Below are 22,987 nucleotides of genomic sequence, written 5' to 3'. Positions count from 1 at the left end.
TGTTTGCGCAAAAATAATTGGTTTTAAGTTGAAAAAACAATTAATTTACGGAAACCTTAAGTCTAAAAACGGTTTGCGATTATTTGACTTCACCCTAAAAGTAAATGGCTTTGATATTAACAAAGCTAAGGCTAGGTTATCCCAGATTTTGTTAAAAAATGATTCTGAATTTGAAACTTATATTAAAACATCTCAAAAAGATATTTTAAGCTATCATTTACAAAACAATTCATTTTATAAATCGTTTGGAGACCCTATAGATATAAATAACTGGTCTACAGTACCCATACTCACCAAGCAGCATTTGCAGCAACCCATAGAAGATCGATTGAGTAATGGGTATACCACAAAAAATGTTTACCTAAATAAAACCTCTGGCAGCTCTGGTAATCCTTTTATTTTTGCAAAGGATAAATGGTGCCATGCTATGACTTGGGCAGAAATTATAAACCGATTTTCTTGGTATAATATAGATTTTAACACCTCTAAACAGGCAAGATTTTACGGCATCCCCTTAAACAAAAAAGGGTATTACAAAGAACGATTAAAGGATGTGTTTAGTAATCGGTATCGTTTTTCAGTTTTTGACCTAAGTGATACATCATTTGATGTTGCTGTTAAAAAATTTAAACATACACGTTTTGAATTTATAAACGGATACACAAGTCCTATTGTACAATTTGCAAAATATTTAAAACGAAAAAATATTGTTTTAAAAACCATATGCCCAAATCTTAAGGTTTGTATTGTAACCTCAGAGATGCTCTTTAAGGATGATAAAGTTCTAATGGAAATACAGTTTGGTGTGCCAGTAGTTAATGAATATGGCGCATCTGAACTAGATCTTATTGCTTTTGAAAATACTAAAGATGAATGGCAGGTTAATTCTGAAACGCTTTATGTTGAGATTTTAGACGAAAACAACCGTGTTTTACCTTATGGTGAAGAAGGCAGAATAGTCATTACTTCTTTCTACAATAAAGCCCATCCATTTATTCGTTATGATATTGGCGATATTGGATCACTATCTAAAAACAGTACTTTAAAAAAACCGATTCTTAAAAAACTAACAGGTAGAACAAATGATATAGCAGTTTTGCCAAGCGGTAAAAAGGCGGCTGGGCTTACGTTCTATTACATTACTAAAAGTGTTATTGAAAACGACGGAAATGTTTCAGAATTTACAATTGTACAAAATACGCTAAATGAGTTTACAATTAATTATGTTAGTAAGGATGAACTTTCTGCAGAAAAGAAAGCCCTAATTAGCTCTGAAATGACAAATTACTTAGAGCCTGGTATACAAGTGCTATATAATAGAGTAAAGGTCTTAAAACGCACAAAAGCAGGCAAACTAAAACAGTTTATTTCTAAGGTATAGATCTAATTAATCTTCGTTTTATGATGAGGTGCTCAAATAAAAATAGCACCATATAAACTATAGATTTTAAATATGAATACCCTAAACCTTTCCGATAGGCATAAAAATTATGCTTAATAAGATTCGTTTTATTAGACGACAATGAACCTTTAGAAATTCTGTAATAAGCAATGGTCTCTTGTAAACCTATGGCAGGTTTTTTACTTCGTCTTAAGGCTTCTAACCACAATAACCAATCTTGTCTTTTTTTTAAGTCTTTTGTATAAATCTTACCTATGGTATTTACGTTATAAACTCCTGTAAGATTGCCAATATAGTTTGCTCTCAAAAGCTTTTTATAACTTAAAGTGTTTAGGGCATTAACTTTCTTATTTAGAGGTTTTGAGTTTTCATCAATTAATTCGTAACTACCAAAACATACATCTGCACTCTTAAGTGCTTTAAGTTGTAATTCTAACTTATACTTATGCCACTTGTCGTCTGCGTCTAAAAAAGCTATAACATCGCCTTTAGCCATTTTGGTCCCTAAATTACGTGCTTCGGATGTTCCTTTGTTTTTTAAATGTTTATAGAGCTGAATTCTTGTGTCTTGCTCCAATAAGGATTGTATAATGATATTTGTATGGTCTGTAGAAGCATCATCTATTAGAATCAATTCCCAATGAGGGTAGGTTTGCTGTCTTACACTATTGACCGTATCAACAATTACGGCCTCATTATTAAACATTGGTGTTATTACAGAGACTAAGAGATCCATAGGTTTAATATGCCTTATCTTCACCTTTTACCGCATTAACAAAGGTTTGAATAATAATTTTTATATCTAACAATAATGACCAGTTTTCTATATAAAAGATATCATATTTAACTCTGCCTATTATATCCTTGTCTGTTTCTACCTCACCTCTAAAACCACTAGTCTGTGCTAGTCCCGTTATACCTGGTTTAACAAAATGCCTTACCATAAACTTATCTATTTTTTTAGCATACATATTAGTATGGCTTACCATGTGTGGTCGTGGACCTACTACAGACATGTCGCCAAAGAGTACATTAAAAAATTGAGGAAGTTCATCTATACTAGTTTTTCTAATAATTTTACCAACCTTAGTTACGCGTTCGTCTCCTCTTGTGGCTTGGTATAAGTTAGCATCGCTATTTGGTGTCATTGAACGAAACTTGTAACAATCAAACTCTTTAAAGTTAAAGCCGTTTCTAGATTGCTTAAAAAACACAGGGCCCTTAGACTCTAATTTAATTAAAATAGCAATTAATGGCGTTAGCCACGAAAGTATAAATAGAATTACTAAACTTGAAAATAAAATATCAAAACCACGCTTTATAATTGTATTAAAGTGCTCTTCTAAAGGAATGTTTCTTAACGTTAGAATTGGTATATAATCATAGTACTCATACCTCAACTTTTTAGAATAGATTTCTTTACTATCTGGGATAAACTTCAATATTTTTAAATTATTATCTGCAAAATCTACAATATCAGCTATCTGGGCATTAGTAAGTTCTGAAATAGAACAATAAATTTCATCAACTTTTTGATCTAAGATATAATTAAAACAATCCTCTAACGTATGTGCTTTAGTTTTAATGTTAAACGTTTCTTCGTGCTGATATCCGTACTCAGGATTTTTGTTAAAAAAACTCTCTAATGCTAACGTTTTTTTATTAACTCCAAATATTACTGTTTTTCTGTAATTACCACCAAAAGAGACCCTGTAACGCTGTAAAAGATAGTAGATGGCAAACTTAAAAACGGTAATAAACGCAAAACAAATAAGTGTGTATTTTACGATGGGTTTAGGATAGATATTAAGCTCATAATACAAGCCTGAAAATGCAAAAACATATAATAAAAATAATAGGGCTTGTTTAAATATTAAAGCCAAAATATTTACTGGTCTTGTATATCTATATACCTCGTAAAATTTTGAATAAATAGACAACAACACCCAACCAGAGGAAATAACCAGTAAAAAAACAAATGGAACACTTACATTAAGTAGATAAAGCGTAGCCAAAAAATTGATTACACATAAATCTATCAAATAGGAAATGGGTCTTAAATACCCTGAATATCGTCCGTGTTTAAATAAACTCAAATTTCTAAATTAAAAATGGCGTTAAAAGTAGTTGTTTTCCCTGTAAATCTAATTTTGAGTTGAACGTGGTTTATTTTATGAAAGTTAAGTTAAAATTATATGTTTTGCAATTGTATTTTAATCTTTGATTACGGTGTATAACTATAGCTGTACTAATTTCTCATACATTTTCTTAAGAATTGTATTTTTAGAAAAATTTTCTATTACATATGTTCTACTATTAATTCCATTTTGATGTAAGCGCGCTTTGTCATTGATAAAATTATTAATAGTCTCAATAATACTTTTTGAGTAGCTCGAAAAGTATAAACCTGAATCTGAATTCTTAAATATAGTCTTTACCTCGGATTTATCGTTACCGATAATTACTGATAATTTAGAACTAGCCATCATGCCTAGTACCTTAGACGGCATAACGGTATCCAAAACTTCTGATTTTTGAAATAGTATATGTACATCTGCACTGCATAAGAGGTCCGACAGCTCTTTAAAGGGCACAGGTTGATAATGCTTAACATTATTAAATGATTCAATTTTGGAGACCAGCCAATCCTTTTTTGATCCATCACCAACTACAACAATTTCATACGTAGATTTGTCAATATCCTTACAAAACTGTAGAAATATTTCCCAATCTTGCTTATCGCCAATATTACCAGAGTATAAGATTTTAATTTTATTGGTATTTAGGTAGGGATGCGTCTTGGATGTGCTAGGGTTGATTTCCTTCTCATCGATCCAGTTTGGCATAAAAAATTGATCTGCACTACTTTTAAGAGACAGTTTTTTAAGCATGGTATGGCTTATTGTACTTACCAAATCTGGCCTTGAAAAAAGCCATTTTTCTAATGAAAATAACGGCGAAAAAAAATAATTTTTCTTTTTGCCTACTCCCGTTTGTAGTGCCGCATCAAACTCAAAATCTTGTATATGTGCCCATAATTTTGCACCATGTCTTTTTTTATGGAGATAACCCAAAAATGCAGATGTTGTAAAGGGTACTATTGAAATTACAAGGTCACAGTCCTTTATTTTATTAAGGTTAATAAAAGACCCAAAAGTAAAATCTAAAAGATGGATTATTCGTTTTAAAAAACTTGGTGTTTTGGGTACATATTGTTTGTACCTCAAAATTTTTATGCCGTCATTTTCTTCTTTTAGGAATGTTTTTTTGTTTTTGTACGCTTGCGAAATCTCCCACTTTGGATAATACGGAAATGCAGTTACTACAGTAACCTTAAATCCCTTATTTTTTAAGTACTCAACCCATTGCGTAGAATACAAGCCTATAGCTGTGTCTTCGGGTGCATAGTTTAGGCTAATAAAAGTAATGTTTTTTATCTTCACTAGGCTCTGTCTTTTATAGCTTTAGCAGGGCTACCTACACAGACTTTATTTGCTGGCAAATCAGAAAACACACTGCTACGAGCCCCAACAACTGTAAAATCGCCAATAGTAACTGCGGGAGCAACATAAACATCTGTAGCTAACCAACATTTATTACCGATGGTTACTTTTTTAGAATAAATCTCAAAGGTTTCAGAATTATAATGATGTGACCCTGTACATATATAAGATTTTTGAGACACTACTGTATTAGATCCAATTTCTATTTCGCCCAATGAATAAAGTACTACATCATCGCCAACCCAACTATAGTCACCTATTGAGACTTTCCATGGATACGTAATTTCTACGGAAGGTCTAATTATAACTTTTTTACCAATTTTAGCACCAAACATTCTTAATAAGAAACGTCTCCAACTATACATAAATTGAGGTGACCACTTAAATAATGTAGCTTGCACCAACCACCATAATTGAACATATAAAACACCCTTTCCTCTAAATGACTTGGGTGTTTTAAATGCTTTTAAGTTTTGAATGTTACGCATAATTATTTGCAAACATGTTTATATAAATTCTCCCAATCTATAAATCTTTCTTCCCAAGAATAATTCTTCCTCACAAACTGTTTTAGTTGGCTCTCTTTTTCTTTAAGTGTGCTGTTATCCCAACTTAGAACTTTTTGTAGCGCTTTGGCAATTTCATCTATATTTGGATTTATTAAAAACCCCCCATTTTTTGACCAGTCTTTACTTAAACCCGTTGCATGAGTTGTAATTACTACTGTTCCAAAAAGAGCTGATTCTAAATTTACCATACCAATAACTTCGGAATATGATGGCGCTACCAATGCTAGAGCATTTTCAAAAAGTTTTTGCTTTTCTATACCTTTAACCAAACCCAAAAACTCAACTTTATTTTCTAAAGACAACTGTTCAACTTGATTTTGCAATTTTTCTTTATAACTATTTATAGGGCCTGCTATTTTTAATAAAAGATCATCATTTTTACTGATTCTATGAAAAGCATCGATTAATAAATCTATACCTTTAATAGGATCCAATCTTCCAAGAAACAAAATATAGTTAGACTTATCTTTTTCTGAACCAACTGACTTTAAATTTCTAAAACGTATAAGGTTAGGTATTTCAATAATATCGGCTTCTTTAAAAGTCTTGCTTAAATTGGAAGTCTCAGAATTTGTAATAGAGTGTATAACTTTGGCTTTACTAAAATATTTGTTTGTTAAAAATCTTGAATATAATCTTTTTTTTAGATTTCCAGATTTCCACAACCAAGGCTCATACATACCATGAAAAGATATGACAAAAGATATGTTGTTTTTATATGCAAATTTACTAGCATAGTATTGAGGATGCATCCATACTCCATGTATATGAATTACATCAATACTTGATTCATTGTGGAGCTTTCTTAAAATACTATCCAATTTGCTAGAATAAACCCATGGGTTTTTCTTTTTCATTGGTATAGCTACTATCCCCTCATCCTTTTCTTCAAAGAAAGGGGTTACTACTAATGAGTTATATTTATGTAATAGGAGCTGTTCGTGGAGACTTTTAACCACGGTTCGTATTCCACCACTTGTTATTGAGTAATCCTCTACAATATGGATTATTCTCATAGTTAAATATTTAGTGTTTTATTTTTACGGTCTTGGTGTTCATAATAAGACATCAACCCGAAAAAGTTAATAAAGAAACTGAAATAAATAACTCCGTTTTCTCTTTCCAATATATTTTCAAAAAGCATTATCATTCCATAAAAAACAACCAACAAAATTAAGAGTTGATTATTATATCGTATACCTAACACCAAATTAAAGCCTAAGAAGTAAAGAAAGTAAAGTAATCCAATTATTCCTAAAGACAGCATAAAACTAATGTATTGATTATGGGTATTATACCTGTTTTTATAGAGCTCCTTAGATTTTTCTTTAAAACCCTCTAAAAGTACATCTTTATGATCTCCTAAACCATAACCAATTAAAGGAGATTTTAAAAAATTATACAATGCAGACCTATATATTGTATATCTAATATTGGTAGAAGTAGGGCCTCCTTTATTAACATCTTCAATTTTAGTTAACTCCATAAACTTACTACGGTATTGCGGTATGCTTATAATTATAACAACATTAATTGCTATTAAAGCAAAACCAACATACAGTAATTTTTTACTTCTTTGAAATAAGACAAATATTATAGAAGTAAAACCTAAAACGATGATTAGCCCTTTTTTTAATAAAACAAAAAGGAAAAATAAAAGAACAAAATCTAATACAACCATTAGTGCAATTTTCCACTTCGTTTTTAATTTTTTGAGAATAAAAAATGAAAACAGAATGGCTGTACATATGTGCATAGATAAATATATAGGATGTATATTGTATGGGCCTTGCGCAATTCGATTAACTGTAGGGTAATGAATTAGTGTTGTTTTACCATAGTGTCCAAAATGATATACCAGAGAAATAATGTTATATATTAAAATTGCAATACTATATATTAACAAATAATTACTAAGGTTCGCCTTTACTTTTTTTAGTGCAAATTTTGGAAAGAAAGAAAATAATAAAGGTAGCACTATTAAAGAAGCCATGGTCTCTAGCTTATTAAATCCATAGTCTAAATTTTCTGAATAAAACAAACTAAGTGCCATTAGCACATATATGCCAGAATTTATTAAAAAAAACTTTAGGTTAAAATTAAATGACCTATTAATATTTGCTATCAGTAATGATAATCCCAGAAAGATTATAGCGTAAGGTCTAATGTAATCTGGTATTACAGGTAAAGAAAACATTATAAATAGACTAATATTAAGCAATTTAAACTTAAAACTGTCTGTTAGTACCATCATTACTTTTTTAGGGCAAATTTAATACTTTTATGGACGATTTTGGGAATTAAAAATACTCCCATTAACGTACCTATATAATACGTGTAACCATTGGTAAAATCTCCTCTTAATAAAAAAATTAAATGTATGGCAAAGTAAAACGCCATGATCCTCTTTAACTGATCATCTCTATTTAACCATATTAAATGTTTTACCATAAAATAAGCTAAGGCTATAGACATTAGTAAAACACCAAAGATGCCAAAATTTATATAACCTTCAGACACCAGTGGGTTTGCAAGATTAGTGAAATTAAAATTATATTCTTCTACTATATAGTTGCCAATAAGTTCTCCTGTAGATATAGGTTTAGACGTCCATATTGCTCTTGGCACAAAAAATAAAAGCCCGCTTAATAGTTGATACCCATAAGCAAAACCATTATAAGAAACATAATCTATTGTTGCTGAAATGTTAGAAAATGCATCATAATTGAGGGTGTTAAATGTTGTGGCAAAATTAGATTTTGCAAACTCTTCTGAAAGTATTTCTGGATTATTAACAATATACTCAAAAGAATAATCTATGTGCGTTATTACCTGAAAAAGAGGAAATAAAATAATCATTGCAAAAAACAAAAATGATAAAACTTTTACATTAGAGTTTAAAGTTTTTGGAAAGAATAAAAATATTAAAGCTATATAAATAGGCCCTAAGGCATTTCGTTTCTCTGTCATTGGATTTTTAAACCAAAGTAGAATAAAAAATGATATCACTAATATTAGAGCGATAATTAATGTGTTGTTATTTATTTTTTTATGGTTTTTAAAATATTGATAACATAAAATTATAACCGCAAGAGGTATCATAAACAATACCTTTTTTTGAAGTAGTAATTCAAAAATAGAATATGATGATATTTGCCAACTTGGCCTATATAACTCATCTTCTATAAAGTCTTTTGTAACGAAATAAACCAATATACTTATTGTAAAAAGCACAAATATGGTTAATGGCAATACTCTTTCTTGTTTTAATTGTTTGGGTTGTATAATCTTCCTAGTGAATCTTTTTTTTATGAAAAAATAGGACAGAAAAAAAATAAGATTAAACAAAATTATTAAGCCATTGGTTTTTAGTGTTAAATCAACTTTATAATCTAAATTGGTAGCATATTTGCCAACTCCGTCTTTAAAACCGCCTATTTGTATAATAGGCGCGAGTAAAAAGAATAAATATGTAAAAACGATGTAGGCTGAGATAAATGGGGAAAAATGCTTTTCAACAAATAAATGATAATATACTATGATAGAAACAATAATAAAACTGACAAAGAATGTTGTCCATACCATAGGATCACAACGAAATGTGATGAATAGAATTGAACTTATAATAACATAAACTACCAAAAAAATATTTCTTAAACTCATTTATTTTATGACATTTAAAAATGTTTTAGCCATTGCTTCTGTTGAATAGGTATTCTTGCAAAATTGGCAGATTTCTTGGCGCTTATTAATCCAACTTAATTTTTGCTGAAAAGCACACTTTAAGGTCTCCTTAAAAGAAGCTTTACTATTTGTTTCAAAAAATAAAGCGTTAACACCTTTTAAGGCTGCCTCTATCTCAGGAGAATGATTTTCTTCCCTAGATATTATCATTGGTGTGCCAAAACTAAAGCTTTGTGTAATAGATAGGCCTACATAACCTGGCGAAATACTAAATAACGAAGTCGCATAAAGTTTTTCTAATGTCTTTAAATCAGAAATATGTCCTTTAAGGCTAATTCTTTCTTTTAAATTATTCTTTATAATGTAGTTTTCTATATCTATTTTCTCTTCACCCTCACCAACAATAATTAGATGACACGTATTGGGTATCTCACTTAATGCTTCATGGAATGCTTTAACTAAAAAAAATGCTTTTTTAGCTTTGGATAATCGTCCAACATAAATAAGATTTGTTATAAGTCTATTATCTTCATTATAAAGCATATTCTTTTTTAAGTACAATGCATTAGGTGCCGCAGTTATCTTCTTCTTAGGCATTTTCTGCTTAAGTTCATTAGCTTGGGTCTGTGTATAAACTATAATTTCGTTACCTAAAAGTCGCATAAAATGCCTAACAAGATCTGTTTTACTTTTTTTACCATTTCTAGGCCAAGCATGTCCCCAAAGTACCGTTTTTTTTAACAAAAGTCTACGAATTATTAAAATGAGCCAGTTGGAAATAATCCTTGGATTCATTTCCAAAACCATAGTGTTCTTTTTAAAAACCTGATGCCACATACCCATTTGGAAAAGCAAGCGTCTATTAAAAAAATAGAAGTTTTTAACTGGTTTTATAAAAGATATCGTTTTATCTGTAGTAATTGATTTTTCAAAATAGCTTTTACCCGAATATAGTTTAAAATAATCACCTAATTCAAGATTTAAATAGGAATAAATACCCTTTCTATAATGAGGTGCTGCAGTTTGTAAAATGATTAGTTTTTTCAAAATTTCTGCTCTCTTTTAAAAAAATAAAAGCCTAAAATCAAAAGTACAAATTCTGTAAATGTAACAGTAATTGCTGTTCCATAAATACCATAAAGCTTTACAAGTATTAAACTTAGCAACAAGTTTACAGCACCTCCTGCAATCATAATATTCATTCTAATTTTATATTTTTTTATGGCCGGAAAATACAACGCATTATACAACATATTTAATCCAGAAAAAATAGCAATAAAACTAAGTATTTTAAAAATTACAACATAACTTTCTATTAAGGTATCATCATAAACTAAGTTTAAGATAGATTTACCAAAAATTAGAATAATAGCAGTAATTAGTAAGCCCGTAACTATAATATAAGGTGTAATCTTTTTTATGTTTTTCACTTTATCTTTATCCAATTGTTTGGCCATCCAAGGATACATAGCTTGGTAAAGTGGGACATAAAAATTTTTTACCGCTAATATTAGTTTTTCCATACTAGCATATACACCGACAATAGTATTTCCTGTAAAAATACCTAGGATAAAAACATTACTAGACGTATAGAGTGTTGTGGCAAAATTAGACACAAACAAACTAGAGCTCTCTGCCACTAATCTTTTTACCATTGTATAGCTAGGGGCTTTAAATTTTACATACTTAAAACTAAAGATTAATCCTAAAAATCCAGCAATTATAAATCCTAAAGAATTATAAACAGGCACATAAATATAATCTGACTCCTGCCTTATTAAAATAAAAACAAGTAGTGTAAAAATGAGTTTAGCAGAAATATTAACTAGCGTAATAAATCTCATCTTCTCTATGCCTTGAAAGAACCAAACAGGAAAAATAGCCTGACCTATTACAATCCCAAAACTAAATAGATAAACAGACTTATCTATACTAAATCTTGTAAAAATATTAATAACAAAGAATAATATGGCGAGTGCGACTATAGTTAAACATAGCTTTATGAATATTATGGCACTAAAGATCTCGGAAAGTTTTTTATTATTATTTCTTGCCAGAGATACCTCTCTCGTGCCACTTATATTAAAACCAAAATCTACAAAAACCGTAAGAAATACTGACAGCGCTTGCGCAAACATTACAAGTCCAAACTTGTCTGTACCCAATACCCTTACAAGAAAGGGTAAAATCAATAATGGTAAAAGGTAGTTTGCACCTTGCAGTATTAATAAGGATAAGTAATTATCTACTAAAACCTTAGACTCCTTATCTTTTAAAAATTTTTTTATCACCTAATTAAATTCAAAGGATTTCCAATTTTAGACTAGATGGTATTATTTTCACACTTTTTGAGTCCTCAGACTTAGCTTCCCAACTTAAAATTTTGTTTTCTTTTGATGTAGTTCCTATAAGCAACGAAACGTTAGAAGCATTTATTTTGCCAGTTAATACACACTTATAATAACCATTTCCTAAAGGTTCAATTTTTGCGTTTTCATTTTCAAATCTGCCTGCCTTTTTCACATTTTTTAACTTACCACTATCTAAATTAAAAACAGCGTCTACTCTGTCCGGATAAGCCCCTTGAATCCGTAGGGCTAAAAAACTATTACCCTCTTTTTTTGGATCAGAATAGGTTGATGGTATAAAACCGTAATTGCCTATGTAGGGTAAAAAATTAATCACTCTGTCCTTTCCGTTTTCTTGATCCACGTAAAATGTATTGGCACTTGGGTCATACTCTTTTTTTACGTTACTACCTGCTGGTATCTCGATAACTGCATTTACTGCACCATCCTTTGAATAGGCAGAAATAGAATAATAATTACCTTCATTTTCACAGGAGAATAAATAACATAAAATAAAAATAACTATAAAGGTTGGTTTTTCTGACAAAATAAATAAACTTATAATTTTAAAATATTAGTTTTTCTTTCATATTCCCTGTAATTCAACAACTATTTTATTTAAAAATGTCTCAAAGAGGTTTCAGCTAGTGCTTATTTTTATTTTCAAACTCGAAAATACAGATGTAATAGGTATAGTTATTTCAAATTTATATTAACCATTATACAGATCTTACTGTAACTATTGTTTTACTCAATAAAAATCTGTTTATTAATACTAATTTACTGCTGGTTTTATTGGTCATTATTGCAGTACAACTTCTGGATTTGATTTTAAAGTAAGGGTTTAGAATTATTACTTATATACCAATCGTACAATATCCTTATACCCTCTCTTAAGTCCACTTTATGCTTCCAGCCTAAACCATTCAACTTTGAAACATCGGTTAATTTACGCAAAGTACCATCTGGTTTTTCAGTATTAAAAACAAGTTCACCTGTAAAACCTATAATATCTTTTATGGTTTTGGCTAAATCCCTTATAGAGATATCCTCACCTGTACCGATATTAATATGGGTATTTCTTATTTCTGTTTCACTTTCCGAAAATGTATCCTTAAAATCCCTTTTCTCCATCAAAAAAACACAAGCATCCGCCATATCTTCTGACCATAAAAACTCTCTTTTGGGCTTTCCTGTCCCCCATATTTCAACACTGTTTGCAGAAACACCAAATGATGCCAAATAGGTTTTGGCTTCTTCAATTGTTTTTAAGCCTAAATCTTTTAAAACCTCATCGTATTTTGATTCACTGATCAATTTAGCTAAATGAATCTTTCGGATTAATGCAGGTAAAACATGGGATTTCTCTAAATCAAAATTATCATTTGGCCCATATAGGTTTGTAGGCATTACAGAGATAAAATTTGTGCCATATTGCAAATTATAGCTTTCGCACATCTTAATACCTGCTATTTTAGCAATAGCATAGGGTTCGTTTGTGTATTCTAAGGTATCTGTTAACAGATACGCTTCATTCATTGGCTGAGGGCTATTTTTAGGATAAATACATGTGCTTCCTAAAAACAATAATTTTTTTACTCCATTTAAATAACTTTGATGAATTACATTATTCTGAATCATCAAGTTTTGATAAATAAAATCTGCGCGATACGTATTATTTGCAATGATACCTCCAACTTTAGCTGCTGCTAGAAAGACATATTCTGGTTTCTCTATTTCAAAAAACTTCCTTGTCTTTTCTGTATTGGTTAGGTCGAGTTCTGTATGTGTTTTGGTTATTATATTAGTATAACCTTTAGCTTTTAAATTTTCTAATATTGCGCTACCTACCAAACCGCGATGCCCTGCAACATATATCTTTGAATCTTTATGCATCTCTATTCAAAGTAATTTTTAACCTGATAGCCTCCATCCTTGAGGTATTGTTGCTTTTGCATTAATTTTAGGTCACTAGACATCATATCTTCAACCAAGGCTGGCAAATCGTATTCTGGTATCCAACCTAACTTCTCTCTGGCTTTTGTAGCATCACCTATTAATAAATCTACTTCTGTTGGTCTAAAATATTTTTCGTCTACAGATACAACCTCTTTTCCTATTGGGATCTGGTAGTCTTTGTTATTGCAAGCCTTTATATAACCCCTTTCATTAGCACCTTTTCCTTTAAAATCCAACTCAATACCGACATGACTAAAACACATCTTTACAAAATCTCTTACAGAGGTGGTTTTTCCTGTTGCTATGACCCAGTCTTCTGGTTGCTCTGCCTGCAAAATCATCCACATCATCCTAATGTAGTCCTTTGCATGTCCCCAATCTCGTTGAGCATCGAGATTACCAAGGTATACTTTATCTTGCATGCCTAAGACAATTCTAGATGTGGCTCTTGTAATTTTTCTGGTTACAAAAGTTTCTCCTCTTACTGGTGATTCATGATTAAACAAAATACCATTACAGGCATACATACCATAGGCTTCTCTATAATTTACTGTAATCCAATACGCGTACATTTTAGCAACTGCGTAAGGGCTTCTTGGGTAGAACGGCGTCGTTTCAGTTTGCGGCACTTCTTGTACCTTACCATAAAGTTCTGAAGTTGAGGCTTGGTAAATTTTTGTTGTTTTTTCTAAACCTAATATTCTTACGGCTTCTAAAATCCTTAATGTACCTATACCGTCTGCATTTGCTGTATATTCTGGCGTTTCAAAAGACACATGAACATGGCTCATGGCCGCCAAATTGTAAATTTCATCGGGCTTAACATTTTGGATAATCCTTATTAAATTAGTACTATCTGTTAAATCCCCATAATGTAAAAAGAAATTTTGATCCTCTTCATGAGGATCTTGATACAAATGATCTATTCTGCCTGTATTAAAAAGCGATGATCTTCTTTTAACTCCATGTACTATATAGCCCTTTTTTAAGAGAAATTCGCTAAGATATGCTCCGTCTTGACCTGTAACACCAGTTATTAATGCTGTTTTTTTCATAAATCTTGTATTACCATACGCAATTACAAATCAACAATTAATAAACCAATTAAACTAAAGGTAAAATCAATTTTAACTAAATTATTAATTTAAAAAAGGTATTGATGTTAGACTCATTAAACAATCATACCCGCAGCAACAGTTTCGTTAGTTGCGTCATCTATTAAAATGATGCTTCCTGTAGTTCTATTTTCTCTGTAAGGATCAACCATTAAAGGTTTTGTAGTTCTTATTTTTACCTTAGAGATATCATTCATGTTAAGTGATTTATCTTCCGTATTACGGTCTAAAGTTTCGATATTTATTTTATAAATCACCTCTTTAATCATTGCCTTTTGCTCATTACTAGTATGTCTTATACTGTATTTAGCTCTTGGCTTAGCTGCATCGTCGTTCAACCAACAAAGCATAACTTCTATATCTTGAAGCGCTTCTGGCTTATTATTGGATCTTACAATCATATCTCCACGACTAATGTCAATATCATCTTCAAGCGTTAAGGACACTGACATTGGTGCGTAAGCTTCATTTAATGATTTATCCAGCACATCTATAGACTTAATCTTTGACGTAAAGCCTGAAGGCATCACAGTAACCTCATCGTTAACCCTAAATATTCCACTTGCTACACGACCTGCATATCCTCTATAGTCTCTATTGTCATCGTCGCTTTGCGGTCTTAAGACTGTTTGCACTGGGAACCTTGCGTCCACTTTATTTATATCACTACTGATGTGCATAGTTTCTAAAGTGTGTAATAAAGGTGCGCCTTGATACCAATTCATATTTTCTGATCGGTTAACCACATTGTCGCCATTAAGTGCACTAATAGGGATGAAACGTATATCATGCACTAATAGTTTTGAAGAAAATTCTTCAAACTGTTGAATAACTTTATTGTATGCGTCTTCTTTATAATCCACCAAATCCATTTTGTTGATACAAACAATGACATGAGGAATCTGTAATAATGATGCTATAAAGGAATGACGTTTAGTTTGCTCAATAACTCCATGTCTAGCATCAACAAGAATTATTGCTGCGTTAGCTGTAGAAGCACCGGTTACCATGTTTCTGGTATATTGAATATGACCTGGTGTGTCCGCTATTATAAACTTACGCTTAGGCGTTGTAAAATACCTATACGCAACGTCTATGGTTATACCTTGTTCTCTTTCATCACGCAATCCATCCGTAAATAAAGCAAGATCTACACCTTCGTGACCTTTCTTTTTACTTGTGTTTTCTATTGCTTCTAGTTGATCTTCGAATATAGACTTAGAATCGTACAGTAAGCGCCCAATTAATGTACTCTTACCGTCATCAACGCTTCCTGCTGTTGTAAATCTTAATAGTTGATTATTATCTAACATGTTTGTCTTCTTTAAAAATAGCCTTGTCTTTTTCTGTCTTCCATTGCAGATTCTGAACGTTTATCATCGCTTCGGTTACCACGCTCTGTCTGGCGCATACCCGAAACCTCATCAGCAATTTTTTCTAACGTATCTGCATCTGATTCTATACCACCTGTTATGGTAATATCACCTAAAGTTCTAAAACGTATCTTCTTGGTTACGATTTCTTCATGGTCTTCAAGGATTAAAAACTCAGAATTAGGTATCCAACTGTCTTGTCTCCAAACCACTTCTCTTTCGTGAGCAAAATATAAAGATGGGATGGCTATATTTTCCCTTTTTATATAGTTCCAAACGTCCATTTCTGTCCAGTTACTTATAGGAAACGCTCTAAAGTGCTCTCCTTCAAAATGCTTTCCATTAAAAATGTTCCAGAGTTCTGGTCGTTGGTTCTTTGGATCCCATTGCCCAAAATCATCTCTATGTGAAAAGAAACGTTCTTTTGCTCTGGCTTTTTCTTCGTCTCGTCTTCCACCACCAATAGCGCAGTCTATATTATTAGATTCTATGGCATCTAAAAGTGTTGTTATTTGCAAGGCGTTCCTTGTGGCATTTTTACCTTTCTCTTCTGCAACACGACCTTCATCAATAGAGTCTTGAACAGAACCCACTATAAGTTGTGCTCCCAATTCTTTAATGATATCATCTCTAAATTTTATGGTCTCAGGAAAATTATGCCCTGTGTCTACGTGCATTAATGGAAATGGTATCCTTGCAGGATAGAATGCTTTTTTTGCTAAATGTGTAACTAAAATAGAGTCTTTTCCTCCCGAAAATAATATTACGGGATTATCGAATTGAGCCCATACTTCTCGTAAAACAAAAATAGCTTCACTTTCTAATTCGTCTAAATAATTTAAATAATACTTACTCATTGTAACTCTGACAATTTTGGTGTTATAAAGTCAACGACTCTCTGAGCAGCTGCTTCTATAGATTCGTTTTCTGTTTTTATTTCTATATCAGGATTTTCTGGCGCTTCATAAGGAGCGGAAATACCTGTCATATTTTTAATTTCGCCAGCTCTAGCTTTTTTATAGAGTCCTTTAACGTCTCTACGTTCACATTCTTCTACGCTAGTATTAATAAAAATTTCAACAAAGTTAACATCTTTAACTATACTTTTAATGTTCTCGCGGTCTTTTTTATAAGGGGATACAAATGCGCCCAAAACTACTAAACCAGCATCAATCATTAATTTGGACACCTCTGCTATTCGCCTAATATTTTCTGTTCTATCCTCTGGTGAAAAACCAAGGTCTTTGTTTATTCCTTTTCTTATATTATCGCCGTCTAAAGTATAGGTTTTAATATCGTTCTGAAATAATTTTTGTTCAACAACGTTTGCAATCGTTGATTTACCAGAACCTGACAAACCTGTAAACCATAATAGTAACGATTTATGCCCATTTGTTTTAATTCTATCGTTTAAAGCGACTTGGTAAGTATGGGGAATTATATTTTTAGCCATTTCAATTTTTATTTCTTTGGGTTAATCCAAAATTTATTTTATACCACGCACGCTCGTGCACGTAATACAATATCATTTTTGTGATTATTTCTGCTAAACCTATGTGTAGTGCAGCTAATGGGTTACCTGAAATAATCCAAGCTAAAGTCATTGTATCTATAGTACCAATAACGCGCCAAGTAATGGTCTTTGCTAGGTGGCGTTTTCTACTTTCTAATAATACACCTTCTTTACTTAAGTTAATTTTAAACCATACACGCTCATGAAGATAATATAATATAGACTTAGTAGTAACTTCTGCTAAACCTATTTTTAGACCTGCTAAGGGATTACCTGTTACAACCCAAGATAAAATAATGGTATCTATAGTTCCTATGACTCTCCACGTAATGGTCTTTGCTATATGTCTTTTGTAAGAAATATCTGCCATTTATTTGCTTACTAAAAAATAACTATTAAGTAGGTTTTCTTTATTATAAGCCAAAGATTTATTTGTTTCTTTAGAAATAACTTTTAAGCCTACAGCATTGCAAATGGCTTGCCCAGCGGCAGTATCCCATTCCATCGTAGGTGCGTAACGTGGATAAACGTCTGCTTTACCTTCTGCGACTAGGCAGAATTTTAATGAGCTTCCTTTAGAAACAATTTCCACCTGCTTGCCGTCTTTTTTTAGTGCTTCTACATAATCAAGTGTGTCTTGGTTCATGTGAGATCTACTTCCAACAACTTCTATGTTGTTTGAATTATTGTCTTTAGGAATTAAAGGTTGAGATTTATTGATAATTGAATCTATAGTTTGGTTATGAGAACTTAAACTAGCTTTGTATGCTTTCTTTAAATTAGTATCTGCATAGTAAAGTGTTTTAGTCGCTGGCACGTAAATGACTCCTAGTATTGGTTTCCCATTTTCAACAAGAGCTATATTAACAGTAAACTCACCATTACGCTTAATAAATTCTTTGGTTCCGTCTACAGGGTCTACAACCCAGCAACTATTCCATGTTTTTCTTATGTTATAGTCCGTCTGCTTATTTTCTTCACTAATTATAGGAAAATCCGTTTGCTTTAAAAAAGCGTTTATAACATCATTTGCTTTTTTATCTGCTTCGGTTAGTGGAGATTTATCATCTTTATATTCAACATCAAAGACTGAATCATAGATTTGCATTATAACATCACCAGCTTCTAGGGCGGCTTTTGTTGCCGTTTGAATATTTTTGTTATCTAAAATACTTGTCATTTTATTGATTATTTTCTAAAGTTAGTTGGTCTACAATGTCTTTAACACTCGCCTCCCAGTTTTTTATCTCATCATAAAATTCACTTGTTTTAGTCATATCTAATACAGTGTATTTAGGTCTTTTGGCAACTGTCTTAAAATGATCCGCTGGTTGGATAAGGTTCATTTTTTTTGGGCTGTAATGATACGTAATTTCTCGGGCAAATCCATACCACGTGGTTTGCCCTTTAGCCGAAAGGTTATAAATTCCGTATGAAGTGTTTTGTTTAGTAATTAAATGGATAATAAAATTAGATAAATCAATACAACTAGTCGGTGTGCCAACTTCTTCTGTTGTAATTTTTAACTCCTTATTTTCATCAACTTTATTGATTATAGTCTTAAGAAAATTTTTTCCATAAATAGAATATAACCAAGATGTTCTAATGATAAAGTGCTCTTTTAATATACTTTGAATATACAGTTCTCCTTTAAGTTTAGATTTCCCGTATTGATTTAATGGGTTGGTTTCGTCATCCGTTTTATATGGTGATTTTTTTTCTCCATCAAAGACATAATCAGTAGAAATATGAATAAGCTTTACGTTACTCAAATTACAAACTTCAGCAATATGCTTTACTCCTTTAGCATTGACCAAAAAAGCTTGTTCAATATCCGTTTCTGCAGCCTCTACATTAGTATATGCAGAACAGTTGATACAATATTCAAAATCTGATTTTTTAAATAAAACGTCTAAGCTTTCTTTATTAGTTATATCTATATCTTCTTTTGAAAAAAAAAAGAACTGGTACCGCTCATTCTTTACAATATCCAGAAGTGTTTGTCCTAATTGCCCATTGGCGCCTAGTACTACAACTTTTTTCATAATTTGGCGTTTTTAAATTCTGGCAACACCAAATCTTTTTCTGATATAATCAAATTGTTTGAGGTTAGTTGCCAATCTATATTTAAATCTTTGTCATTATAAATAATCCCTGCCTCTGCGTCTTTATTGTAATAATTATCGCATTTGTAATTAAAAGTGGTGTTGTCCTCTAATACTAAAAACCCATGAGCAAATCCTCTTGGTATAAATAATTGCGTTTTGTTTTTTGCTGATAACACTATTGAAAACTTATGGCCAAAGGTTTGTGAGTTTTTTCTTAAATCTACAACCACATCGAGCACCTTACCTTTTGAGACTCTAATTAATTTAGCTTGGGCATGTTCACCTAACTGATAATGCAGACCTCGTAAAACCCCTTTTTGCGAACGCGACTCATTGTCTTGTACAAAATTGATGTCTAATCCTGTCGCTTTAAAAAACGTTTTTTTATTGTAATTTTCAACGAAATATCCTCTCTTATCGTTAAAAATTTTTGGTTGTAATATATAGCAGCCCTTAAGATCTGTTTCTTTAAATTCCATATTACTCTTGTAATAAACTCAATAAGTGTTTACCATAACCACTTTTAGTTAATGGTTGAATAACATTCTGAAATTGCACCTTGTTAATATAACCCATTTTGTAGGCTGCTTCTTCTATAGCTCCAATTTTTAAGCCTTGCCTTTCCTCTATAACTTGTACAAATTGGGAGGCTTGCATAAGCGATTGAAACGTCCCAGTATCTAACCATGCTGTTCCCTTATCTAAAATGGAAACACTTAATTTTCCTTGTTTTAAATAGGCTTTATTAACGTCAGTAATTTCTAATTCACCACGCTTACTTGGTACGATATTTTTTGCAATATCAATAACCGAGTTGTCATAAAAATAAATTCCTGGAACCGCATAATTTGATTTTGGTTTAAGCGGTTTTTCTTCTATTGAAATCGCTGTTCCTTCTTGGTTAAATTCTACTACGCCATAGCGTTCTGGGTCTAACACATGGTAGGCATAAATTATCCCTCCGTCTGGGTTATTATTCTGCTGAAGTAACGTTGACAGACCTGTACCATAAAAAATATTATCACCTAAGATTAAAGCAACTTTATCATTACCAATAAATTCTTCGCCAATTATAAATGCTTCTGCCAAACCATTAGGTTTGTCTTGGGTTGCGTATTGAAAGTCGCAACCATACTTTTTACCATCTCCAAGTAATTTTTTAAATAAAGGTAAGTCCGAAGGTGTGGAAATAATGAGTATTTCTCTTATACCAGACCAGATTAATGTAGATATAGGGTAGTATATCATTGGTTTATCATAAATTGGCATAAGCTGTTTGCTTATTGCTAACGTTAAGGGGTGTAAACGCGTGCCAGATCCACCAGCTAATACTATTCCTTTCATTTCTTTTGAAGTTTCTTTAAGTACCAGTTAACGGTTTTTATAATGCCTGTTTCAAAATTTTCATCTGCACGCCAACCTAGCTGAGTTTCAATTTTTGAAGCATCAATTGCATACCTAAAATCGTGACCTGGCCTATCACTAACAAAGGTAATTTGTGCTTTGTAAGATTTACTTTTTGGCGCCATATTATCTAAAATAGCACAAATTTTATCGGCGATATATAAATTATTTCTTTCGTTTTTACCACCTACGTTATAGGTTTCTCCTGCTGTTCCTTTTTTAAAAACCAAATCAATTGCTTTGCAATGGTCTTTAACATACAACCAGTCTCTTATATTTTTACCATCTCCATAAATTGGAATATCCTCATTGCTTAAGGCTTTTCTTATAATGGTAGGTATTAATTTTTCCTTATGCTGTTTTGGACCATAATTATTACTGCAATTTGTGGTTACAACATTCATCCCATAGGTATGGAAATAGCTTCTAACAATAAAGTCTGAAGACGCCTTTGATGCACTGTATGGGCTATTAGGCGCATACGGTGTTTGCTCTGTAAATAAACCCGTTTGACCTAGCGTGCCATAGACCTCATCTGTAGATATATGATGAAACCTGTTATTTTCACATCCTTTTTTAAAAGTAAAGGGTGCGTCCATCCAATAATTTTTTGCTGTATTTATTAAATTAAATGTACCATGAATATTGGTATTTATAAATGCGTCTGGATTTTTAATAGAATTATCTACATGGGATTCAGCAGCAAAATGTATGACACCTGTAAAATTATAGTCTTTAAAAAGCGAATCCATTAATTCAGAATCACAAATATCTCCTTTAATAAATGTATAATTATTGTTAGTAACTAAACTTTCTAAGTTTGAAAGGTCAGCAGCATATGTAAGCTTATCAAGGTTTACAATTGACAAATTATTAGAGTTGTCTAGAATATGATGAATAAAATTAGAACCAATAAAACCAGCACCGCCTGTTACCAGTATTTTTAGTCTATCCCTCATAGTTTTTAATAAAATTAAAAGCTTTAATACTTAAAAAGGTTAAAAATACAATGCCCAATAGTAATAACGGCAAGAGTATAGAATAACGCCGTTTTAGACTATTATCTTTACGGCCAACGTTATCAAATCCTGATAATACATCAAAGTAGGTGTTTTCTTCAGCAACTTCAGTCTCTATTTCACTTAGCATACTTCTTATGCGTTGTTCTTCTTTAAATAAATCATATTCCTTAGTGTTTGATTTAGATTCTTGAAGAGGTATTGCACCTTCAAGATTTAAAGCAAGTTTACTTTTCTCAGATTCGTTTTTTAATACGGTTAAATATGTTTTTTGAATACTATCTAAACGCGCTAATTGCGTTAATAGCGCTTGTCGCTCAATGTCAGCAACCGCATCTCTTTTTATTTTTTGACGCTTAGAAAACTCATTTTCAAACGTTTTTTTAAATCCTTGTTCTAAATTGACAAAGATATCGTCACTACTTGATCTTGCAGTAACTGTAAAAATATTAGCGGATAAAACTTCTCTATTATTTACAAAATCAATATAATTTAGCTCATCTACTACAGAAGTGTCAACACTCTTTACATATTCATCATACTCTAAAAAAAGATCATTCTGCGTCTCAGGTCCCATTTCTAATTCAAAACCTTTTAACTCTTTAGCCCTTAAAGTGTCTATCTCAAAAACCTCTGATAATTCTGTTAACTTTTGAAAACCAATAAGTTCGTTAAAATAATTAATATTACTGGATAGTTTATATTTTGAATCAAAATGCGGTTTAACAACCATTTTAGAATAATAAACCGGATCTTTAAATTTTTTATCGTACAAATAGCCCAAAATCGCTGCAATAACTACAATAGGGGCAATTATCTTAAAATGCACAACAAAAGGCTTAATAGCATAAATTATAACCGAAAATAATCCTTTGAAGATGTTTCCAATAAAATTGAATAAACTTTTAAATAATTTACCTATAGCGTTAAATAGTTGTCCTAAATCAACTTCTTCATTTTGTGTGTCTTGTGGTAATTTTTCACTCATTT

General features: G+C 31.5%; 23 protein-coding genes. 1 reads left to right on the top strand and 22 read right to left on the bottom strand.

The genetic code is table 11. From position 1 onward, the window contains the following. Positions 1 to 73 precede the first annotated feature (73 nt). Positions 74 to 1,381 carry a phenylacetate--CoA ligase family protein gene (locus tag Q0800_RS04440; RefSeq protein WP_299127971.1) on the top strand — a complete coding sequence of 436 codons (1,308 nt, stop codon included), beginning with the start codon at positions 74 to 76 and terminating at the stop codon, positions 1,379 to 1,381. On the opposite strand, the gene Q0800_RS04435 is transcribed toward Q0800_RS04440, so the two are convergent. From Q0800_RS04435 to Q0800_RS04330, 22 genes are all read right to left on the bottom strand, one after another. Next, complete coding sequence (locus Q0800_RS04435) at positions 1,371 to 2,138, bottom strand: glycosyltransferase family 2 protein (RefSeq protein ID WP_299127954.1); 768 nt, start codon at positions 2,136 to 2,138, stop codon at positions 1,371 to 1,373. The genes Q0800_RS04440 and Q0800_RS04435 overlap by 11 nt on opposite strands. Positions 2,139 to 2,142: 4 nt before the next feature. After that, positions 2,143 to 3,498 carry an exopolysaccharide biosynthesis polyprenyl glycosylphosphotransferase gene (locus tag Q0800_RS04430; RefSeq protein WP_299127952.1) on the bottom strand — a complete coding sequence of 452 codons (1,356 nt, stop codon included), beginning with the start codon at positions 3,496 to 3,498 and terminating at the stop codon, positions 2,143 to 2,145. Between the two features lie 141 nt (positions 3,499 to 3,639). Further along, entirely contained in the window at positions 3,640 to 4,845 is a 1,206-nt protein-coding gene (locus Q0800_RS04425; protein ID WP_299127949.1) for a WcaI family glycosyltransferase, read from the bottom strand. After that, on the bottom strand, positions 4,845 to 5,393 hold the full coding sequence (locus Q0800_RS04420) for a putative colanic acid biosynthesis acetyltransferase (protein ID WP_299127948.1): 549 nt from the start codon (positions 5,391 to 5,393) through the stop codon (positions 4,845 to 4,847). The genes Q0800_RS04425 and Q0800_RS04420 overlap by 1 nt, the downstream gene beginning before the upstream one ends. 2 nt (positions 5,394 to 5,395) lie before the next feature. Further along, positions 5,396 to 6,490: a glycosyltransferase gene (locus Q0800_RS04415; protein WP_299127946.1), complete on the bottom strand. Its 1,095-nt coding sequence runs from the start codon at positions 6,488 to 6,490 to the stop codon at positions 5,396 to 5,398. Positions 6,491 to 6,492: 2 nt separating this feature from the next. Continuing rightward, positions 6,493 to 7,728 (bottom strand): O-antigen ligase family protein, encoded by a 1,236-nt coding sequence (locus Q0800_RS04410; protein WP_299127944.1) that lies wholly within the window; start codon positions 7,726 to 7,728, stop codon positions 6,493 to 6,495. Beyond that, entirely contained in the window at positions 7,728 to 9,137 is a 1,410-nt protein-coding gene (locus Q0800_RS04405; RefSeq protein WP_299127943.1) for an O-antigen polymerase, read from the bottom strand. Before Q0800_RS04405 ends, Q0800_RS04410 begins: the two co-directional genes overlap by 1 nt. Further along, positions 9,138 to 10,205, bottom strand: a complete 1,068-nt coding sequence (locus tag Q0800_RS04400; protein WP_299127942.1) for a glycosyltransferase — start codon at positions 10,203 to 10,205, stop codon at positions 9,138 to 9,140. After that, positions 10,202 to 11,449 (bottom strand): flippase, encoded by a 1,248-nt coding sequence (locus Q0800_RS04395; RefSeq protein ID WP_299127940.1) that lies wholly within the window; start codon positions 11,447 to 11,449, stop codon positions 10,202 to 10,204. The genes Q0800_RS04400 and Q0800_RS04395 overlap by 4 nt, the downstream gene beginning before the upstream one ends. Positions 11,450 to 11,459: 10 nt before the next feature. Beyond that, positions 11,460 to 12,053: an inorganic diphosphatase gene (locus Q0800_RS04390; RefSeq protein ID WP_299127939.1), complete on the bottom strand. Its 594-nt coding sequence runs from the start codon at positions 12,051 to 12,053 to the stop codon at positions 11,460 to 11,462. Between the two features lie 284 nt (positions 12,054 to 12,337). Next, positions 12,338 to 13,402 carry a GDP-L-fucose synthase gene (locus Q0800_RS04385; RefSeq protein WP_299127937.1) on the bottom strand — a complete coding sequence of 355 codons (1,065 nt, stop codon included), beginning with the start codon at positions 13,400 to 13,402 and terminating at the stop codon, positions 12,338 to 12,340. 2 nt (positions 13,403 to 13,404) lie between these two features. Then, positions 13,405 to 14,520, bottom strand: coding sequence for a GDP-mannose 4,6-dehydratase (gene gmd / locus Q0800_RS04380; protein ID WP_299127936.1), 1,116 nt, complete (start codon positions 14,518 to 14,520; stop codon positions 13,405 to 13,407). A 116-nt stretch (positions 14,521 to 14,636) separates the two neighbouring features. Next, entirely contained in the window at positions 14,637 to 15,893 is a 1,257-nt protein-coding gene (locus Q0800_RS04375; RefSeq protein WP_299127935.1) for a GTP-binding protein, read from the bottom strand. A gap of 11 nt (positions 15,894 to 15,904) precedes the next feature. Then, entirely contained in the window at positions 15,905 to 16,810 is a 906-nt protein-coding gene (gene cysD, locus Q0800_RS04370) for a sulfate adenylyltransferase subunit CysD (protein ID WP_299127934.1), read from the bottom strand. Further along, entirely contained in the window at positions 16,807 to 17,406 is a 600-nt protein-coding gene (cysC, locus tag Q0800_RS04365; protein ID WP_299127932.1) for an adenylyl-sulfate kinase, read from the bottom strand. The genes cysD and cysC overlap by 4 nt, the downstream gene beginning before the upstream one ends. A gap of 1 nt (position 17,407) precedes the next feature. Continuing rightward, positions 17,408 to 17,836, bottom strand: coding sequence for a DUF2061 domain-containing protein (locus Q0800_RS04360; RefSeq protein WP_299127931.1), 429 nt, complete (start codon positions 17,834 to 17,836; stop codon positions 17,408 to 17,410). Next, positions 17,837 to 18,646, bottom strand: a complete 810-nt coding sequence (gene cysQ / locus Q0800_RS04355; RefSeq protein WP_299127930.1) for a 3'(2'),5'-bisphosphate nucleotidase CysQ — start codon at positions 18,644 to 18,646, stop codon at positions 17,837 to 17,839. It lies immediately after the preceding gene. Position 18,647: 1 nt separating this feature from the next. Beyond that, entirely contained in the window at positions 18,648 to 19,511 is an 864-nt protein-coding gene (rfbD, locus tag Q0800_RS04350) for a dTDP-4-dehydrorhamnose reductase (RefSeq protein ID WP_299127929.1), read from the bottom strand. After that, positions 19,508 to 20,053: a dTDP-4-dehydrorhamnose 3,5-epimerase gene (gene rfbC, locus Q0800_RS04345; protein ID WP_299127927.1), complete on the bottom strand. Its 546-nt coding sequence runs from the start codon at positions 20,051 to 20,053 to the stop codon at positions 19,508 to 19,510. Before rfbC ends, rfbD begins: the two co-directional genes overlap by 4 nt. 1 nt (position 20,054) lies before the next feature. Further along, complete coding sequence (gene rfbA, locus Q0800_RS04340; RefSeq protein WP_299127926.1) at positions 20,055 to 20,918, bottom strand: glucose-1-phosphate thymidylyltransferase RfbA; 864 nt, start codon at positions 20,916 to 20,918, stop codon at positions 20,055 to 20,057. Further along, complete coding sequence (gene rfbB, locus Q0800_RS04335; RefSeq protein ID WP_299127925.1) at positions 20,915 to 21,937, bottom strand: dTDP-glucose 4,6-dehydratase; 1,023 nt, start codon at positions 21,935 to 21,937, stop codon at positions 20,915 to 20,917. The genes rfbA and rfbB overlap by 4 nt, the downstream gene beginning before the upstream one ends. After that, complete coding sequence (locus Q0800_RS04330) at positions 21,927 to 22,985, bottom strand: hypothetical protein (protein WP_299127924.1); 1,059 nt, start codon at positions 22,983 to 22,985, stop codon at positions 21,927 to 21,929. Before Q0800_RS04330 ends, rfbB begins: the two co-directional genes overlap by 11 nt. Positions 22,986 to 22,987 lie beyond the last annotated feature (2 nt).

Origin of the sequence: uncultured Winogradskyella sp. (assembly GCF_937958655.1) — a bacterium.
GTDB lineage: Bacteria > Bacteroidota > Bacteroidia > Flavobacteriales > Flavobacteriaceae > Winogradskyella.
This window is presented reverse-complemented; position numbering and strand designations above follow the sequence as displayed.

Coding starts and splice junctions, on each gene's coding strand:
- cysD (WP_299127934.1), bottom strand. CDS start 16,810: ATGAGTAAGTATTATTTAAATTATTTAGACGAATTAGAAAGTGAAGCT.
- Q0800_RS04415 (WP_299127946.1), bottom strand. CDS start 6,490: ATGAGAATAATCCATATTGTAGAGGATTACTCAATAACAAGTGGTGGA.
- rfbA (WP_299127926.1), bottom strand. CDS start 20,918: ATGAAAGGAATAGTATTAGCTGGTGGATCTGGCACGCGTTTACACCCC.
- cysQ (WP_299127930.1), bottom strand. CDS start 18,646: ATGACAAGTATTTTAGATAACAAAAATATTCAAACGGCAACAAAAGCC.
- Q0800_RS04385 (WP_299127937.1), bottom strand. CDS start 13,402: ATGCATAAAGATTCAAAGATATATGTTGCAGGGCATCGCGGTTTGGTA.
- Q0800_RS04410 (WP_299127944.1), bottom strand. CDS start 7,728: ATGATGGTACTAACAGACAGTTTTAAGTTTAAATTGCTTAATATTAGT.
- rfbD (WP_299127929.1), bottom strand. CDS start 19,511: ATGAAAAAAGTTGTAGTACTAGGCGCCAATGGGCAATTAGGACAAACA.
- Q0800_RS04360 (WP_299127931.1), bottom strand. CDS start 17,836: ATGGCAGATATTTCTTACAAAAGACATATAGCAAAGACCATTACGTGG.
- Q0800_RS04405 (WP_299127943.1), bottom strand. CDS start 9,137: ATGAGTTTAAGAAATATTTTTTTGGTAGTTTATGTTATTATAAGTTCA.
- Q0800_RS04375 (WP_299127935.1), bottom strand. CDS start 15,893: ATGTTAGATAATAATCAACTATTAAGATTTACAACAGCAGGAAGCGTT.
- Q0800_RS04330 (WP_299127924.1), bottom strand. CDS start 22,985: ATGAGTGAAAAATTACCACAAGACACACAAAATGAAGAAGTTGATTTA.
- gmd (WP_299127936.1), bottom strand. CDS start 14,520: ATGAAAAAAACAGCATTAATAACTGGTGTTACAGGTCAAGACGGAGCA.
- rfbB (WP_299127925.1), bottom strand. CDS start 21,937: ATGAGGGATAGACTAAAAATACTGGTAACAGGCGGTGCTGGTTTTATT.
- Q0800_RS04435 (WP_299127954.1), bottom strand. CDS start 2,138: ATGGATCTCTTAGTCTCTGTAATAACACCAATGTTTAATAATGAGGCC.
- rfbC (WP_299127927.1), bottom strand. CDS start 20,053: ATGGAATTTAAAGAAACAGATCTTAAGGGCTGCTATATATTACAACCA.
- Q0800_RS04420 (WP_299127948.1), bottom strand. CDS start 5,393: ATGCGTAACATTCAAAACTTAAAAGCATTTAAAACACCCAAGTCATTT.
- cysC (WP_299127932.1), bottom strand. CDS start 17,406: ATGGCTAAAAATATAATTCCCCATACTTACCAAGTCGCTTTAAACGAT.